The organism is Kitasatospora sp. NPDC096128 (genome assembly GCF_040303105.1).
In the GTDB taxonomy this organism is placed as follows: Bacteria; Actinomycetota; Actinomycetes; order Streptomycetales; family Streptomycetaceae; genus Kitasatospora.
Window position 1 is genome coordinate 50,607 of record NZ_JBEOSP010000042.1, and the last position, 16,374, is coordinate 66,980.

Genomic DNA, 16,374 nt, shown 5'->3' on the forward strand with positions numbered 1-16,374 from the left:
CACCCGGACGACACCCTTAAATTACCTCAAAGTAACCTGATGTGCTGTCAGGGTCCCATCAAGGCCCCGCGCCCACCGCAGAACTGACGACCCACCACCGCAGACCCGGCCCGGAGGTCACCGCCCCGCCCCCTTGGCCCCGTCGCGCGAACGCAAAAAAGGAGCCGGGGTCGGCGCACCAAGTGCGCCGACCCCGGCTCCTGCTGGTAGCGGGGACAGGATTTGAACCTGCGACCTCTGGGTTATGAGCCCAGCGAGCTACCGAGCTGCTCCACCCCGCGTCGGTGAGATCACCATACGTGACAACCCGGCCGAACGGGAAATCGATATCCTCGCAGGCCCCCGCGACCGGCTCTACGGCGTCCTGGCGGCGAGGGCTCCGGAGATGGTCCTGAGGACCGACGGGGTACTCCACCGTGCCGGCCGAGCGGTCGAGCCCGTCGTAGGCGTCCTGGCCCCCGAGCTGGACGAGGGCGCGCGCCGCCCCGGCCGCCGGAAGGCACCCTCAGCAGATCCGCGGGAGCTGCTCGCCCAGCGGCAGGTCCACGACCCGGGTGCCGCCGAAGCCGGTGCGGGCCACGACCATCCCGGGGTGGTCCTCGACGCACTCGCCGATCACCACCGCTTCCGCGCCGAGCGGGTGGGCCCGCATGGCGGCGAGCACGGCGTCCGCCTCGGCGCGCGGGACGAAGGCGACCAGCTTGCCCTCGTTGGCGATGTACATCGGGTCCAGGCCCAGCACGGCGCAGGCGTTGGCCACCGGATCCGGTACGGGCACGGCGCGTTCGCTCACCACCACGCCCACCCCGGCCGCCGCCGCGATCTCGTTGAGCGCCGCCGCCAGCCCGCCCCGGGTGGGGTCGCGCAGCACGTGCAGGTCGGGGGTGACGGCGAGCATCGCCTCGACCAGGCCGCCGAGCGCCGCGCAGTCGCTGCGCACCTCGACCCCGAACTCCAGCCCCTCCCGGACGCTCATGATCGCCACCCCGTGCAGCCCGATCGGCCCGCTGACGATCACCACGTCGCCCGGGCGGGCCCGCTGCGGCCGGATGTCGACCCCGGCCGGGACGAGCCCGATGCCGGCGGTGTTCAGGTAGACGCCGTCGCCGTGCCCGGCCTCGACCACCTTGGTGTCGCCGGTGGCCACCTCCACCCCGGCGGTACGGGCGGCGGCGCCGAGGGCCCGGGCCACCCGGTCCACCACGGCCAGCTCCACGCCCTCCTCCAGGATGAAGCCGCAGGACAGGTAGGCCGCCCGGGCCCCGCTCATGGCCAGGTCGTTGACGGTGCCGTTGACGGCGAGGTCGCCGATGCAGCCGCCGGGGAAGAACAGCGGCCGCACCACGTAGGAGTCGGTGGAGAAGGCGAGCCGGGCGCCGCCCAGGTCGAGGACGGCGGAGTCGCCGAGGCCGGCCAGGGCCCGACTGCCGTACGCGGGCGCGAAGATGTTCTCCATCAGCTCGGCGGACATCGCCCCGCCGCCGCCGTGCCCCATGACCACCCTGGGGTGGTCGCGCAGCGGCAGCGGGCAGCTCCAGCCCGCAAAGTCCGGAGCGGACGCACCGACCGGGTCGGCCTGTTCGGGGAGCAGCTCGGTGTCAGCCAACGGGGCTCGCCTCCTGGACGGGGCTCGGCGTGCTCAGCCGCCGGTAGAGGTAGTACGCGGCGCAGGCCCCCTCGCTGGAGACCATGGTGGCGCCGAGCGGGGTGCGCGGGGTGCAGACGGTGCCGAAGGCCTCGCACTGGTCGGGCTTGAGCAGCCCCTGGAGCACCTCGCCCGCCCGGCACTCGGCGGGTTCGCTGGTCCGGATGCCCCCGACGTCGAAGCGGTGCTCGGCGTCGTGGTCCCGGTAGCGCGGGGCGAGCCGCCACCCGCTCTGCGGGATGACGCCGATGCCCCGCCAGGCCCGGTCGGTGACCTCGAAGACGTCCTCCAGCATGGCGCGGGCCGCCGGGTTGCCCTCGGGGCGGACGGCCCGCGGGTAGGCGTTGTCGACGATGTGCTCGCCGCGCTCCAACTGCCGTACGGTGCGCCGGATTCCCTCCAGGATGTCGAGCGGTTCGAAGCCGGTGACGACGATCGGGACTCGGTGGCGCTCGGCGAGCGCCGGGTACTCGGCGGTGCCCATCACGCTGCACACGTGCCCGGCGGCCAGGAAGGCCTGGACCCGGCAGTCCGGCGAGTCCATGATCGCCTCGATCGCCGGGGGCACCCGGACGTGCGAGACCAGCATGCTGAAGTTGCGCAGGCCCTGCTTGCGGGCCAGGTGGACGGCCATGGCGTTGGGCGGGGCGGTGGTCTCGAAGCCGATGCCGAAGAAGACGACCTCCCGGTCCGGGTTCTCCCGGGCGACCCTCAGCGCGTCCAGCGGCGAGTACACGACGCGGACGTCGCCGCCCTCGCCCCGGACCCGGAACAGGTCGCGGTCGGTGCCGGGCACCCGCAGCATGTCCCCGAAGGAGCAGAAGATCACCCCGGGCCGGGCGGCGATCGCCAGCGCCCGGTCGATCACCTCCAGCGGGGTGACGCACACCGGGCAGCCCGGCCCGTGGATCAACTCGACCTCATCCGGCAGGAGTTGGTCGATGGCGTGCCGGATGATGCTGTGCGTCTGGCCGCCGCACACCTCCATCAGCGCCCACGGCCGGGTGACCGTCGCCCGGATGTCGGCGAGCAGGCCCGCGGCCAGCTCGGGGTTTCGGAACTCCTCCAGGTACTTCACCGTCCGGCCTCCTCGACCGCCGCCGACTCCGCTACGGGCCCCGCGACTGACTCCGCCACGAACTCTCCCGCCGTCTCCCAGGGGTCGCCGAACTCCTCCTGCAGCAGCCCGAGTTCCTCGAACAGCTCCAGCGTCCTCCGGGCCGACTCCTCGTCCAGCCGCTGGAGCGCGAACCCCACGTGGACGATCGCGTACTCCCCCACCGCCAGATCGGGCAGGTACTCCAGGCAGACGTCCTTGACCACCCCGCCGAAGTCCATCACCGCCATCCTGGTCCCGTCGCGTTCCTCGATCTCCGTCACCCTGCCGGGCACAGCCAGGCACATCCGCTCTCACTCCTCCCGGGCGGCCGACGACCGGCCGGCCACCATCAGCTGGCCGAGCGCCAGCCCTCCGTCGTTGGGCGGCACCCGACGGTGCCGCAGCACGGTGAAGCCGTCCTCCCCGAGGCCGCGGGAACAGGCCGAGGAGAGCAGCGCGTTGGCGAAGACGCCGCCGCTGAGCGCCACCGTCGAGATCCCGTACTCCGCCCGGACGGCCGCGCAGACCCGCCGGACGGCCTCGGCCACCGCACTGTGGAAGCACGCGGCGATCAGCCCGGTCGGCGCGCCCGCGGCCAGGTCCGCCGCCACCGCGGCGAGCACCGGCCCGGGTTCAAGGACCCAGCCGTCCGCCCGCTCCACCAGCCCGAAGGCGTAGCCCGTCGCCGGGCCGAACTCCACGGCGGCCGCCTCCAGTTCGATCGCCGCCTGGGCCTCGTACCCGGCCCGGTGACAGACCCCGGCGAGCGAGGACACCGCGTCGAACAGCCGGCCCATGCTGGAGGTCGGCACGCAGTTCAGTCCGCGCTCCAACTGGCGCTCCAGCAGCCGTAGTTCCTCCTCCGGGCAGACCCGAACCGGCGGCAGCCCGGCCGCCCAGGGCAGCCCGGCGGCGCGCAGGTGGGCGAGCGCCGTCCGGTACGGGCGCTCGACGGCGGCGTCACCGCCGGGCAGCGGCACGTAGCCGAGGTGGGCGAGACGGCGGAAGCCGTCGTAGTCGGCCAGCAGCACCTCGCCGCCCCAGATCGCACCGTCCTCGCCGTAGCCGGTGCCGTCGAAGGCGACGCCGAGCACCGGCCGACCGCCGTCCAGGCCGTGCTCGGCCAGCACGGCGGCGATGTGGGCGTGATGGTGCTGCACCCGGTGCACCGGACGGCCCGCGGCGGTGCGTTCGGCGTGCTGCGTCGAGCGGTAGCCGGGGTGCCGGTCGGCGACCAGCAGGTCGGGCCGCACCCCGCTGACCGTGCCGAGCTGCTCCACCGCGCGGTCGAAGGCGCGCAGGGTGGCCAGGTCGTCCATGTCGCCGATGTGGCCGGACAGCCAGGCGTAGCCGTCGCGGGCGAGGGCGAAGGTGTTCTTGAGGTCGCCGCCGACCGCCAGCACCGGCCGGACGGGCACCGGCAGCGGGAGCGGCAGCGGGGCGTACCCGCGCGACCGGCGCAGCGGCAGCTGCTCGCCGTCCACCACCCGCACCACCGAGTCCTCGCAGGGGACGTGGATCGGCCGGTCGTGGGTGAGCCAGCCGTCCACCAGCGGGGCGAGCGCGGCGAGCGCGTGCCGGTCGTCGGTGACGATCGGCTCGCCGGAGAGGTTGGCGCTGGTCATCACCAGCAGGTCGGGCCCGGGAGCGGCGAGCAGCAGGTGGTGCAACGGGGTGTACGGGAGCATCACCCCGAGGTCGGGGCTGCCCGGGGCGACCGCCGGGAGCTGCGCCGCGAAGCCCCCGGGGCGGCGCAGCAGGACGATCGGGCGGACGGCGCCGGTGAGCAGTTCCCGTTCGACGGGCCCGAGCGGCACCAGCGCCTCGGCGGTGGCGAGGTCGCGGGCCATCACGGCGAAGGGCTTGTCGCCGCGCCGCTTGCGTCGGCGCAGCAGGGCGACGGCTTCGGCGTCGCGCGCGTCGCAGGCCAGGTGGTAGCCGCCGATGCCCTTGACCGCGAGGACCGCCCCGTCGGCCAGCAGCCGCCGGGCCTCGCCGAGAGCGTCCTCACCGTCGAGTTCGGCGCGTCCGGGCACGGTCAGGACGAGCCGCGGTCCGCAGGCGTGGCAGGCGACGGGCTGGGCGTGGAAGCGGCGGTCGGCGGGGTCGGTGTACTCCCGGGCGCAGTCGGCGCACATCGGGAAGCCCGCCATGGTGGTGTTGGCGCGGTCGTAGGGCAGCCCGGTGACGATGGTGTGCCGGGGGCCGCAGTTGGTGCAGCTGATGAACGGGTGCCGGTGGCGCCGGTCGGCGGGGTCGGTGAGTTCGGCCAGGCAGTCGGCGCAGACCGCGACGTCGGGCGGGATCAGGGTGGCGCGGGGCCCGTCGGTGCGGGAGGGGGTGATGGTGAAGCCGGTGGCGCCGGTGGCGGCGAGCGGCGCGTGTTCCACCGAGGCGACCTGGGCGAGCGGCGGCGCGTCGGCGGCGACCCGTCGGCAGAAGGCCTCCAGGGCGGCCGGGCTGCCCTCGACCTCGGCCAGCACGCCTTCCCCGGTGTTGGTGACGCTGCCCGCCAGCCCGAGCTCCCCGGCCAGCGCGAAGACGAAGGGCCGGAAGCCGACGCCCTGCACCAGGCCCCGGACGGCGACCCGCCGCCGTTCGCGGTCGAGCGCCGTCACGGCGTCCCCGGCACCGCGTGCGAGTGCCCCGCAGGCGCGTGCTCGGCGTGCGCATGCCCCGCGTCTTCCCCGTACCCGGCCGCCATCACCGGCCGGTGCGGCGCCGCGCCCGCCAGCACGGCCAGCGCCCGGTCCAGCAGCGCCCCGACCCCGTCCCCGGTCCGGGCCGAGGTGGGCACCACCTCCACGCCGGGGTTGACCCGCTGGACGTTGGCCAGGAACGCCGCCTCGTCGAACTCGGCCGCCGCCGCGAGGTCGGCCTTGGTCACCAGCACCAGGTTGGCCAGCCCGAACGCGGTCGGGTACTTGAGCGGCTTGTCCTCCCCCTCGGTGACGGAGGCGAGCACGACCCGCAGCGATTCGCCGAGGTCGTAGGAGGCCGGGCAGACCAGGTTGCCGACGTTCTCCACGAACAGCAGCCGGCAGTCCTGCGCCAGCCAGCCGTCCAGGTGCCCGGCGAGCATCCGCGCCTCCAGGTGGCAGAGGCCGTCGGTGAGCACCTGCTTCACGGGCGCGCCCGAACGTGCCAGCCGCAGCGCGTCGTTCTCGGTGGCGAGGTCGGCGGTGAGCGCGGCGACGGCGATCCCGCGCCGCCTGGCCAGGCCCAACTCGGCCTCCAGCAGGGCGGTTTTGCCGCTGCCGGGGCTGGAGAGCAGGTTGACGGCGACCGTCCCGCGGGCGGTCAGCGCGGCCCGCAGTTCGCGGGCGCTGTCGTCGTTGCGGGCGAGCACCGCCTGGCGCAGGTCGACCGTGTGGCCCGTCTGGCACATCGGGTTCAGCCTTTCTGTTCGGCCGGGACGCCGGGACCGGCGGCCCACTCGACGTCGAGGATCTGGAGCTCGCGCCCGGCGAGCAGCTCGACGCCCACGCCGGAGCGGCAGTGCGGGCAGCCGAGGTCCGGCGGCATGCCGACGGCCCATTCGACGGCGCAGGGCGCGCAGCGGGCCCGCGCCGCGACGGGCTCGGTCTCCAGCACCGCGCCCTCCACCAGCGTGCCGGCGCAGACGAGTTCGAAGCAGAAGTCGAGGGCCTCGGGCACCACGCCCGCCAACTCGCCGACCTGCAGCCGCACCCGGGCCACTCCAGGGGCCCGGTGTTCGCGCGCGGCCGTGTCCACCTGCTCGACGACGGCGGCGGCGATCGACATCTCGTGCATGGGTCCCTTCCCCTGGCGGGCGGCAACGGGCCCCATTACAGGGGGTGGTGGCGGCGACGGCCCGAAGCCGCGCCGCCACCTGGTCCGGGGCTGCACCGTTCGCAGCAATCCGCGGGTCACATCCGGGAGATCTTCAGGTACCGCTTGAGGTCCGGCAGGCTCTGCCAGACCAGTGCACCGGTCCCCGCCAGCAGGGCCGCGCAGAACAGTTTCCTCAGCATGGTGTTGTCCTCCTCTCGGACTCCGCACTCAACGCATCCGCACTCGACGCTTCCGCACTCGACGCTTGCGCGTCCGCCTCCCGCACGGCCTCCTCGACGGCCTCCAGGACCATCCGGACGGCCCCGTCCACGGCGGCGGCCACGGGCTCGCTCAGCCCGATGCCCTCCTCCAGCGACGCCGGCTCGCACCCGACCACCAGCACCCGGGCGGGCGGCTCGCCCCCGGTGCCGGCGGCGAGCGTGGCGAGCAGCCCGAGCACGGCGTCCGGGCCCATCCGGTGGCCGTCCAGGGCGGGCACCTCCAGCGGCTCGGCGGCCGCCTCGACGAGGTAGAGGGTGCCGGGCGGACCGCCCCGGCAGGTGGCGTCCACCAGTACGGCGGTGCGGTAGCCGTCGAGCAGCCGGTAGGCGAGGTCCACCCCGCGCACGCCGACGTCGACCACATCGACACCGTCCGGCAGCGCGAGGCCGCTCAGCCGCCGGACGGTCTCCACGCCGAAGCCGTCGTCGCCCAGGAAGATGTTGCCGACTCCGGCGACCAGCACCGGCGCGCCGGTCACGGCTCCTCCAGCGGGGTGACCTCGTCGGGCTGGAAGTAGCGGAAGCGCCCCTGGGCCCGCCACAGGTCGGCGCCCGGGTCGTCCTCGACCGTGACGGCGAGGTGCACCGAGCCGTCGACGTCGTGCAGCACGGCCTCGACGACGGCGGTCCGCCCGTCCAGGAAGAGGTCCTGGGCGTCGGTGCGTCGCCGTCCGGGCCGCAGCAGCACCCGGCTGCCCGCGCCGACATGCCGGCCGTCCACCAGCACCTGGTCCCGCTCCGGGTCGACGTCCGGGTCGACGCCCGGATCCCACCAGGGCTGTTCGGAGTCCGCCCCGGCGCCGGTGATCTCCCGCAGTCCGCGGACGGCGCCGTGCAGGCGCTCCAGCACCTCGGGCGGCATCGACTCGGCGAGGTCGATCACCGCTCCGGCCCGGTCGTCGGTGCCCCGGGCCTCACGCTTCTCGTCCTCGGTCAGGGCCGCGGTGCGCAGCGCCAGGATCTCGTCGATCTCGGTGGCGTCGTAGAGGGTGCCGAGGCTCTCCGGGGCGATCCGCGGGTGGTCCTCCAGGATGATCGGCGAGGACAGCATCACCTGGTACCCGCCGTCCGGTCCGGCCAGCACCGGCCAGGTGCGGTCGTTGCGGCACCGCTCGACGGCCGGGCGGGCCCACTCGGGCGGGTCGGTGGCCGAGACGAACCGGCCGTGCTCCAGTCCGAGCAGCAGGTGGGCGGAGACCAGGGAGCGCGCCAGCGCCTCCTCGCGCCCGGCCTTGCGGCGCGGCGTCCAGGCGGAGACGTTCTCCACCTCGGCGGTCAGCCGCTGCGCCCGGTACGGGCCGGGCAGTTCCTCGATCCTCAACCGGACCAGCCCGTCGACCTGTTCGCGCCGCCGCACCAGCCGGCCGACGGCGCCGCCCTGCTCGTCGGGCACCAGCTCGGTGCCGCCGACGCCCGGCAGCCGGAACTCCCGCTGCACCCCGGCTCCGGTCAACTCATCGACGGGCACGAGCAGTTCGATCCGCTCCTCGACGCCCTCGTCCCATTCGACGAGCACCCGGTCGGCCAGCTCCAGGCGTTCCACCGACTCGAACCCGCCGCCGGCCGTGGCCCGTTCGACGGTGCGCCGCTGGACCCGCAGGAAGCGCAGCTCGACCGCGAGCCGGTCCTCCTGCCGTGCCTCCATGACGCACTCGGTGCGCTGGTGGGAGTGCTCGCCGCCCTGCCGGGTGTACTCCGGCGGCACCAGCACGCCGAACTGCCAGCGCAGCCGGTTCTTGGCGGCCGAGGCACGGTACGGGTAGAGCACGTAGCCCTCCAGCAGCACCGCGTCGGCGATCTGCCGGGCGGCCGAGAAGCCGCGCTCGATCCCCTCGGGGAGCTCGACCGTGAGCCCGGTCACCGGACCCCCTCCCCGACCGCCGCGGTCGCCAGCAGGTCGCGCACCGTGGCCTCCCAGGAGGGCAGCGCCCGCCGGGAGCGGTGGGCCAGCAGCTGGTCCATCACGTCCTCCGGCAGCCGCAGCCAGCCGCAGCCGGGGAAGTGCTGGTCGACCGCCTCCCGCCAGACCCGCACCGGCATCCGCACCCGGGCCTCCTTGTCCCAGGGCACCGGGGTGACCTGGAAGCCGCCGGGACCGGCGAACGCGGTGCCGGAGAAGAGCAGCAGCAGCGGCACCTCACCGCCGTCCAGGGCCCGGAAGTACCGGGCGCAGGCCACTTCCAGGTCGTAGCTGCACGGCACCGCCAGGTCGGCCTCGGTCTCGCCGGTGAAGCCGGGCACCAGCAGCGGCACGCTGGCGAACTGGATCGGGTTGAGCGTGGTCGCCCAGCGCTCCCGCCCGCCGAAGAGGTCGCCCAGCCGCTCGCCCTCGGCCTCGCCGTAGGGCCGGCGGGCGGGTTCGATCCGCAGCTGGCACTGGAGGGCGAGGGCGTGCACCCGGGTGTCGGCGGGCGCGGTGATCCGCAGCCGGAACACCAGGGTGGGCCCGGCCGCGTACGGGTCGGAGCGCACGCCGGTACAGGCGAAGCCCAGCGCCGTCACGCCGTCACCGCCGCGGGCAGCGGGCGGGCCCGAACGGCCAACTGCTCGAAGAAGGCGTCGAGTTCGGCGCGGGCCTCGGCGCCGCCGTCGAAGCCGTGCCAGCACCGCCGGAGCCGGCCGACCAGCTCGTAGCAGACGTCGATCGGCACCAGGTAGCAGGCGACGCGGCCTTCGGCGCGGCGCAGCAGCAGGGCCTCCACGTCCGGTTCCAGGGCGGCGGCCAGCCGGCTGGTGCCGAGGGCGCGCTGCCAGGCCTCCTCGTCCACCTCGCTCTCGGTGGCGCCGGCCGGGCCGGGGTAGAAGGCGAGCAGCCGGTCCAGTACGGCGTTGCGGAACAGGAACACGGTGCCGACCGGGACGCCGAGCACCGACCAGACCCGCTCGTCCGGTTCGCCGTCCGGGTCGACCAGGCAGCGGTCCGGCACGGTGCGGTAGCGGCCGCCGGCCGCGCCGTGCTGCTGGAACAGCAGGCCGCAGGCGGTGCAGGTGCAGGCCAGGGCCCGTTCCTCGACGTCCACCAGGTGGCGGTGGCCGGGCGGCAGGTCGCGGCCGCAGAGGCCGCACTGCTCGGGCCGCGGGGGCGCCGGCTCGCGCAGCCGGCGCAGCAGGGCGGTCCCGTCGCGGGAGACCCTCCGGGTGTTCATCGCGCCTCCGCGGGCTGGGGCGGGCGGGTGGCGATCTGGAGCAGCTGCGGGGCCCGCTCCAGCTCCAGGGCCGTCACCTCGGGTGCGTGGCAGGCCAGGGCGGCCTCCACCTCCGGTTCGCCGCAGCCGCAGCCGGAGGCGGTCCGGCGCAGCCGCAGGGTGCCGCTCTCCGGGGCGAAGCCGAGCACCTCGATCCGCTCGGGCAGGTTGGCGAGGGCCCGGTCGATCCGGGCGGTGACGTCCTCGGGGTGGAGGTCGTGCAGGAGCAGCAGTCCGGCCACCGCCGGGTCGTCCAGCATCCGTTCCAGGGCGGGCGGGGGCAGCGCGGGGACCAGCCGGGCCAGGCCCTCGCCGTAGAACTCCATGAGCTCGCGGACGAGTTGCTCGCCGGCCTGCTCGGCGCCGCTGCCGGCCAGGGCGTCCAGGGCCTGCTGGATCCGCTGCCCGGTCTGCTCGGCCGTCATGCGGTGAGCCCGCTCAGGCCGGTGGGCACGTGCATGGTCTTCAGGGTGCGGCCGTTGCCGACGTACATGTGCACGCCGCAGGGCAGACAGGGGTCGAAGCTGCGCACGGCGCGCATGATGTCGATGCCCTTGAAGTTCTCCGGGGAGTTCTCCTCGAAGATCGGCGTGTTCTGCACCGCGTCCTCGTACGGGCCGGGGGTGCCGTAGCTGTCGCGCACGCTGGCGTTCCACGGGGTGGGCGGGTACGGGTGGTAGTTGGCGATCTTGCCGTCGCGGATCACCATGTGGTGCGAGAGCACGCCGCGCACGGCCTCGGTGAAGCCGCAGCCGATCGACTCGTCCGGCACCTCGAAGCGCTCCCAGGTCTGGCTGCGCCCGGCGCGGACCTCGTCGAGGGCCTTCTCGGCGAAGTGCAGGGCGGCGGCAGCCGCGTAGGCCTGGAAGTAGGTGCGGGCCCGGTTGCGCTCGATGGCGTTGCTCCACTGCGGGATCTTCCACTCGAAGGTGACCTCGGGCTTGGTCATCGAGCGGGGCAGGTTGATCTGCACGCTGTGGCCGGTGGCCTTGATGTAGCCGATGTCGACCAGCCCGGACAGCGCGGTGGACCACAGCCGGGCGATCGGGCCGCCGCCGGTGTCGAGGGCGAGGTGCTCCTTGCCGTCGAACCAGCGCGGGGACATCACCCAGCTGTACTTGTCGTCGAAGTTGCGCTTCTGCGGCTGCGGGATGGTGTGCTGGTTCCACGGGTGCCGGGGGTCGACCGGGTTGCCCAGCGGGTCGTGGGTGACGAACATCTCCTTGCCCTGCCAGTCCTCGTAGTAGGAGCTGCCGAGCAGGATCCGGATGCCGAGGTTGATCTCGGTCAGGTCGTTGGTGACGAGCTTGCCGTCCACCACGACGCCGGGGGTGACGAACATCCGCCGTCCCCAGTCCGTCATGTTCCGGTACGTGAAGTCGCAGTGGTCCGGGTCGTTGAGGCTGCCCCAGCAGCCGAGCAGGACCCGGCGCCGGCCGACCTCCTCGTAGCCGGGCAGCGCCTGGTAGAAGAAGTCGAAGAGGTCGTCGTGCAGCGGCACGACCTTCTTCATGAACTCGACGTAGCGCATCAGCCGGGTCAGGTAGTCGGTGAACAGCTGCACGGTGGCCACTGTGCCGACACCGCCCGGGTAGAGCGTGGAGGGGTGCACGTGGCGGCCCTCCATCAGGCAGAACATCTCCCGGGTGTAGCGGCTGACCTGGAGCGCCTCGCGGTAGAACTCGCCCTCGATCGGGTTGAGCGAGCGCATGATGTCGGCGATGGTCTTGTAGCCGTGGTCGCCGGCGTGCGGGGCCTCGGTGCGCTCGGCCAGCTCCAGGACGCCGGGGTTGGTCTCGCGGACCATCTTCTCGCAGTAGTCGACCCCGACCAGGTTCTCCTGGAAGATGTTGTGGTCGAACATGTACTCGGCCGCCTCGCCGAGGTTGATGATCCACTCCCCCAGGTGCGGGGGCTTCACGCCGTACGCCATGTTCTGGGCGTAGACCGAGCAGGTGGCGTGGTTGTCGCCGCAGATCCCGCAGATCCGGCTGGTGATGAAGTGGGCGTCGCGCGGGTCCTTGCCGCGCATGAAGACGCTGTAGCCGCGGAAGACCGACGAGGTGCTGTAGCACTCCGCGACCCGCTTCTGCTTGAAGTCGATCTTCGTGTGGATGCCCAGGCTGCCCACGATCCGGGTGATCGGGTCCCACGACATCTCGGTCAGGCCGCTGCCGTCGCCGGCCGCCCTGGTCATCGGTGTTGCCATCGTCTCTGGGTGTCCTTGTCTACGGGGTCTACGGTTCCACGGGCCGGGCGGAGGCCGACGGGGGCCGCACACCGGGCTGGTGTGCGGCCCTCCCCTGTCACCAGGGCGGGCGGTAACCCGTGGTCAGGTGGCGTCCGGTGTGGCGCCACTTCGGTTCCTTGTCGACGGTCTTCAGGGTGATCGCGCGCAGTCGGCGGATCAGCGAGCCGTACGCGCTGCTGGCAGCCGTGGACACGCGCGAGCCGGGCGGCGGGTCCATGAAGGGCATGAACTTGTCGGGGAAGCCCGGCATGGTGCAGGCGATGCAGATGCCGCCCACGTTGGGACAGCCGCCGACGCCGTTGATCCAGCCGCGCTTGGTGACGTTGCACTTGACGACCGGACCCCAGCAGCCGAGCCGCACCAGGCACTCGGGGGTGCCGTAGTCGGTGGCGAACTGGCCCTGCTCGTAGTACCCGCCGCGGTCGCAGCCCTCGTGCACGGTGGCGCCGAACAGCCAGGCGGGCCGCAGCTTGTCGTCCAGCGGGATCATCGGCGCCGAGCCGGCCAGCTGGTAGAGCAGGTAGGTGAGCGTCTCGGCGAAGTTGTCGGGCTGGATCGGGCAGCCCGGCACGCAGACGATCGGCAGCCCGGCCTTGGACTTCCAGTCCCAGCCGAGGTAGTCCGGCACGCCCATCGCGCCGGTCGGGTTGCCGGCCATCGCGTGGATGCCGCCGTAGGTGGCGCAGGTGCCGATCGCCACCACGGCGGTGGCCTTGGAGGCGAGCCGGTCCAGCCACTCGCTGGTGGTGATGGGCTGGCCGGTGGCGGGGTCGTCGCCGAACCCGCACCAGTAACCCTCCTTCTTGATCTTCTCGTTGGGGATCGACCCCTCGACGACCAGCACGAAGGGTTCGAGCTCGCCGCGGTCGGCCTTGAAGAACCACTCGACGAAGTTGTCGGCACCCTGGACCGGACCGCACTCGAAGTCGATCAGCGGCCAGTGCACCGCGATCTTCGGCAGGCCGGGCAGCGCGCCGGTGACGATCTCCTCGATGCTCGGCTGCATCGCGGCGGTCAGCGAGACGGAGTCCCCGTCGCAGCTGAGGCCGGCGTTGATCCAGAGAATGTGCACCACGTCGGTGTCGGTTGTTGCAGCTGTTGTCGCAGCTGTTGCAGCACCCATGAGGATGCCTCCTCGGGGATGGGAGCCGGACGGAAATGGCTCGGACCCAGTCATAGCAACGGTTCGGCCGGTCCGCCGGTCCACGGGTCCGGCGGGGCCGCCGACGCGCGCAAGCCGGGCGGAGCCGTTCGGGTCACAGCCCGGCGCGGAGCCCGGTGGGCACCGGCCGCTTGCGCACGAACGCAGAACGCAGCGCGTGGTACGGCGATTCGGGTGTGAAGAACTGCCGGTGCATCACCGCGAGCTCCTCCTCCCGGTAGGCGTCCAGCGGCTTCGCCCGCTCGTCGGCCTCGCGCGCGGCCTTCTTCGCCGCGATCCGGCGCTGTACGGTCGGCGAGGCGGCGAGCAGCCCCGCCAGCCGGGCCGTGTGCGCCCCGAACTCCTCCGGCCCGGCGTCCAGCACCCGGTCGACCAGGCCGATCCGCTCGGCGGCCGCCGCGGACACCGGGAGGGCCTGGCGGGTCAGCCGCTCGGCCTGCGCCGCGCCCACCCGGCGCGGCAGGGTGTACGTCCAGTACTCCGAGCCGTACAGCCCCATCAGCCGGTAGTGCGGGTTGAGCACCGAGCCGGCACGGCACCACACCTCGTCGGCGGCCAGCGCCAGCATCACCCCGCCCGCCGCGGCGTTCCCGCCCACGGCGGCGACCACCAGCCGGTCGGTGGTGGTGAGCACCTCGCCGACCAGGTCGTCCATCGCGGTGATGTTCGCCCAGGACTCGGCAGCCGGGTCCGGCGCGGCCTCGATCACGTTGAGGTGGATGCCGTTGGAGAAGAAGTCCCGCCCGCCGCCGAGCACCAGCACCGAGGTCGGGCGGCCGAGCGCGAAGCGGTACGCGGCGAGCAGCCGGCGGCAGTGCTCGGCGGACATCGCCCCGCCCGGGAAGGAGAACCGCAGGAAGCCCACCGGGCCGTCCTCGCGGTAGCGCAGGTCCGACCAGTCCGGGTGCCCGCCGCCGTCCGGCATCAGCGGCGCCGGCCGCTCCGGCAGGAGCGGCAGCAGGGCGCCGAGCGCGGTCACCGCCGGGAGTTTGACGGTCGCGGGCCCGCCCGGTGTGCGGCGGCGGCTCAGTTCGGGGATCCACACCGCGCCGTCCGAGGTGGCCCGGCAGACGGCGCCGGCCCGGGTGGCGAGCAGCTCGCCCGGGCGGCCGCGCAGCCGCGGCTCCTGGTGGCCGCCGTGCAGGTGCCACTCGGCGCCGCACAGCGCGTCCAGCACCCCGGGGCGGGAGTCCGCGGCGCGGAGCCTGCGCAGCACCTCCTCGGTGGGGTCGGCCGCCCAGTCGATCCGGCGCTCCTCCTGGCGCAGCGCCGGCCGGGTGCGCACGGTCCCGTGCCAGCCGGGGCCGTGCTGCGGCTGCGGCGGGTACGTCCCGGAGGCGACGCGCTCCACGGCGAGCAGCGCGGCAGTCACGGCAGCGTCGGAGACCTCGTTGCGGTAGAGGTCGCTCTTGCCGCGCTCGGGCAGCCGGCAGGGCGCCCAGGCCCAGACCGGTCCGGCGTCCATCTCCGCCTCGGCCTGGAGCACCGTGACGCCCCATTCGGTGCGGCCCTCCTGGACCGCCCGGTCCAGCGAGGACGGGCCGCGGTCACCCGGTGGGCCGGGGTGGACCACCAGGCAGGTGAGCCGGGACCACAGGGCGCGCGGGATCGCGCTGCGCAGCATCGGCGCGAGCACCAGGTCCGGCCGCAGCCGGGCCACCGCCGCCAGCAACTCCTCGTCGTCACCTGCCAGTCGGACGTCCACCTGGTGGCGCCGGTCGCGCAGTTCGGCGTGCAGCCGCTGGCTGAGGCTGTTGAACGCGCTGGCGAGGAGCAGGATCCGCATGTCCGCCTCCGACGGTGAGGGCCCGGGGAACCCGGCGATCATCGCCTCCGGTCCACCCGGGCCCCGGCCCGTCGCCCCCGCCGCGCCGCCCGTTCACCCGGGCGGCGGGGTCCGGTGCCGGAGGCCGAGCAGCAGCAGGACGGTGAGCGCCGCCGTGGCGACGCCCTCGGCCCAGGCGGCCAGCGTCTTGTCGGTGAACCAGATCGGCTCGTACATGTTCGGCAGCGGCCCGAGGGCGCCCACGTCGACGTAGCGGTACAGCAGCAGGGCGCCGAGGCCGGAAGCGGCGACCAGCCAGGCGAAGACGACGGCGGACCGGCTGCGTCCGAGCAGCAGCAGGAGCGCGGCCAGGCTCGCGGCGGCGGCTTCGGCGCGGAACAGCGTCCCCTGGCTGATGCTGTCGCCGATGGGGTCGTACTGGTCGGCGAGCCGGGCGTGGACGGCCGCGTCGATGGCGAGCCCGGCGGCGGCCAGCAGCCGCAGGAGCAGGTGGAGGGGCCGTCGCTCGAGACGGGGGCGGGCGTGCGCGCGGGGGGCCACGGCGGGTCAGCCGACGGTCAGGGTGCCGTGCATGAACGGGTGGATGGTGCAGGTGTACGGATGCTCCCCGGTCTGCTGCGGCGTGGTGAAGGTCGCGCTGGCGCCGGGCTGGATCGTCCCGGTGTCGAAGGACTTGTCGGAGGCGGTGAGGGTGTGGGCGACGGAGTCCTGGTTCAGCACGGTGACCTGCTGGCCGGGGCCCACCGTCAGGGTCGCGGGCGAGAAGGCGAAGTTCTTGATCGTGACCTGGAGGGCGCCGGTGCTGCTCTGCGCGGAGCTGGTCTGCGCCGGGCTCGACGCGGCGGCGCCGCTCTGCGCTGGACTGCTCTGCGCGGGGCTGGTCGCGACGTTCGACGGCGTGCTGTTGGACGGCGTGCCGTTCGAGGACGTGCTGGTCGACGGCGTGCCGGAGCTGGAGCAGGCCGCGAGGGCCGCGGAGAGCAGCAGCGCGGCGGCTGCCTGGAGGGGCCTGGGGCTGGTCACGGGCGGGCTCCGTTCGGGAGGGGAGCGGCGGCGGGGGCACCGCGCTTCCCAGCCTGCTTCGGCACGGGCCCACCGCGGCCAGGCCGAGGGCGCCGGACAGCCCGCCGTTTCATCCGAAGGAGTGAATGCGAAGGCGCTGGGCTGACT

Annotated in this window: 17 protein-coding genes and 1 tRNA gene; all 18 read right to left on the reverse strand. The window is 73.9% G+C overall.

Features of this window, described 5'->3' with window-relative positions:
• Positions 1-204: 204 nt before the first annotated feature.
• Positions 205-281 (reverse strand) — tRNA-Met (locus ABTY61_RS33825).
• Between the two features lie 224 nt (positions 282-505).
• On the reverse strand, positions 506-1,606 hold the full coding sequence (gene hypE / locus ABTY61_RS33830) for a hydrogenase expression/formation protein HypE (protein ID WP_502895472.1): 1,101 nt from the start codon (positions 1,604-1,606) through the stop codon (positions 506-508).
• Positions 1,599-2,723, reverse strand: coding sequence for a hydrogenase formation protein HypD (gene hypD, locus ABTY61_RS33835; RefSeq protein WP_350508980.1), 1,125 nt, complete (start codon positions 2,721-2,723; stop codon positions 1,599-1,601). The genes hypE and hypD overlap by 8 nt, the downstream gene beginning before the upstream one ends.
• Complete coding sequence (locus tag ABTY61_RS33840) at positions 2,720-3,049, reverse strand: HypC/HybG/HupF family hydrogenase formation chaperone (RefSeq protein WP_350508981.1); 330 nt, start codon at positions 3,047-3,049, stop codon at positions 2,720-2,722. Before ABTY61_RS33840 ends, hypD begins: the two co-directional genes overlap by 4 nt.
• Positions 3,050-3,055: 6 nt before the next feature.
• Positions 3,056-5,362: a carbamoyltransferase HypF gene (hypF, locus tag ABTY61_RS33845; RefSeq protein ID WP_350508982.1), complete on the reverse strand. Its 2,307-nt coding sequence runs from the start codon at positions 5,360-5,362 to the stop codon at positions 3,056-3,058.
• A complete protein-coding gene (gene hypB, locus ABTY61_RS33850; protein ID WP_350508983.1) occupies positions 5,359-6,132 on the reverse strand; it encodes a hydrogenase nickel incorporation protein HypB in 774 nt (257 codons plus the stop codon). Before hypB ends, hypF begins: the two co-directional genes overlap by 4 nt.
• Before the next feature lie 5 nt (positions 6,133-6,137).
• Positions 6,138-6,518 (reverse strand): hydrogenase maturation nickel metallochaperone HypA, encoded by a 381-nt coding sequence (hypA, locus tag ABTY61_RS33855; protein ID WP_350508984.1) that lies wholly within the window; start codon positions 6,516-6,518, stop codon positions 6,138-6,140.
• Positions 6,519-6,634: 116 nt separating this feature from the next.
• The gene (locus tag ABTY61_RS42065; RefSeq protein ID WP_502895473.1) at positions 6,635-6,739 is read right to left on the reverse strand and encodes a DUF6893 family small protein; all 105 of its coding nucleotides are present in this window, start codon (positions 6,737-6,739) and stop codon (positions 6,635-6,637) included.
• The gene (locus tag ABTY61_RS33860; RefSeq protein WP_350508985.1) at positions 6,733-7,299 is read right to left on the reverse strand and encodes a hydrogenase maturation protease; all 567 of its coding nucleotides are present in this window, start codon (positions 7,297-7,299) and stop codon (positions 6,733-6,735) included. Before ABTY61_RS33860 ends, ABTY61_RS42065 begins: the two co-directional genes overlap by 7 nt.
• Positions 7,296-8,681 (reverse strand): hypothetical protein, encoded by a 1,386-nt coding sequence (locus ABTY61_RS33865; protein ID WP_350508986.1) that lies wholly within the window; start codon positions 8,679-8,681, stop codon positions 7,296-7,298. The genes ABTY61_RS33860 and ABTY61_RS33865 overlap by 4 nt, the downstream gene beginning before the upstream one ends.
• A complete protein-coding gene (locus tag ABTY61_RS33870; RefSeq protein WP_350508987.1) occupies positions 8,678-9,322 on the reverse strand; it encodes a DUF6084 family protein in 645 nt (214 codons plus the stop codon). The genes ABTY61_RS33865 and ABTY61_RS33870 overlap by 4 nt, the downstream gene beginning before the upstream one ends.
• Positions 9,319-9,966 carry a DUF5947 family protein gene (locus tag ABTY61_RS33875; protein WP_350508988.1) on the reverse strand — a complete coding sequence of 216 codons (648 nt, stop codon included), beginning with the start codon at positions 9,964-9,966 and terminating at the stop codon, positions 9,319-9,321. The genes ABTY61_RS33870 and ABTY61_RS33875 overlap by 4 nt, the downstream gene beginning before the upstream one ends.
• Positions 9,963-10,430: a NifU-related iron-sulfur-binding protein gene (locus ABTY61_RS33880; protein ID WP_350508989.1), complete on the reverse strand. Its 468-nt coding sequence runs from the start codon at positions 10,428-10,430 to the stop codon at positions 9,963-9,965. Before ABTY61_RS33880 ends, ABTY61_RS33875 begins: the two co-directional genes overlap by 4 nt.
• Positions 10,427-12,214, reverse strand: coding sequence for a nickel-dependent hydrogenase large subunit (locus ABTY61_RS33885; protein ID WP_350508990.1), 1,788 nt, complete (start codon positions 12,212-12,214; stop codon positions 10,427-10,429). The genes ABTY61_RS33880 and ABTY61_RS33885 overlap by 4 nt, the downstream gene beginning before the upstream one ends.
• Before the next feature lie 97 nt (positions 12,215-12,311).
• Positions 12,312-13,379 carry an NADH-quinone oxidoreductase subunit B family protein gene (locus tag ABTY61_RS33890; protein WP_350508991.1) on the reverse strand — a complete coding sequence of 356 codons (1,068 nt, stop codon included), beginning with the start codon at positions 13,377-13,379 and terminating at the stop codon, positions 12,312-12,314.
• A 133-nt stretch (positions 13,380-13,512) separates the two neighbouring features.
• Positions 13,513-15,204 (reverse strand): enoyl-CoA hydratase-related protein, encoded by a 1,692-nt coding sequence (locus tag ABTY61_RS33895; RefSeq protein WP_350508992.1) that lies wholly within the window; start codon positions 15,202-15,204, stop codon positions 13,513-13,515.
• Positions 15,205-15,297: 93 nt separating this feature from the next.
• Positions 15,298-15,744: a hypothetical protein gene (locus tag ABTY61_RS33900; protein WP_350508993.1), complete on the reverse strand. Its 447-nt coding sequence runs from the start codon at positions 15,742-15,744 to the stop codon at positions 15,298-15,300.
• Positions 15,745-15,750: 6 nt separating this feature from the next.
• Positions 15,751-16,227: a cupredoxin domain-containing protein gene (locus tag ABTY61_RS33905; protein ID WP_350508994.1), complete on the reverse strand. Its 477-nt coding sequence runs from the start codon at positions 16,225-16,227 to the stop codon at positions 15,751-15,753.
• Positions 16,228-16,374 lie beyond the last annotated feature (147 nt).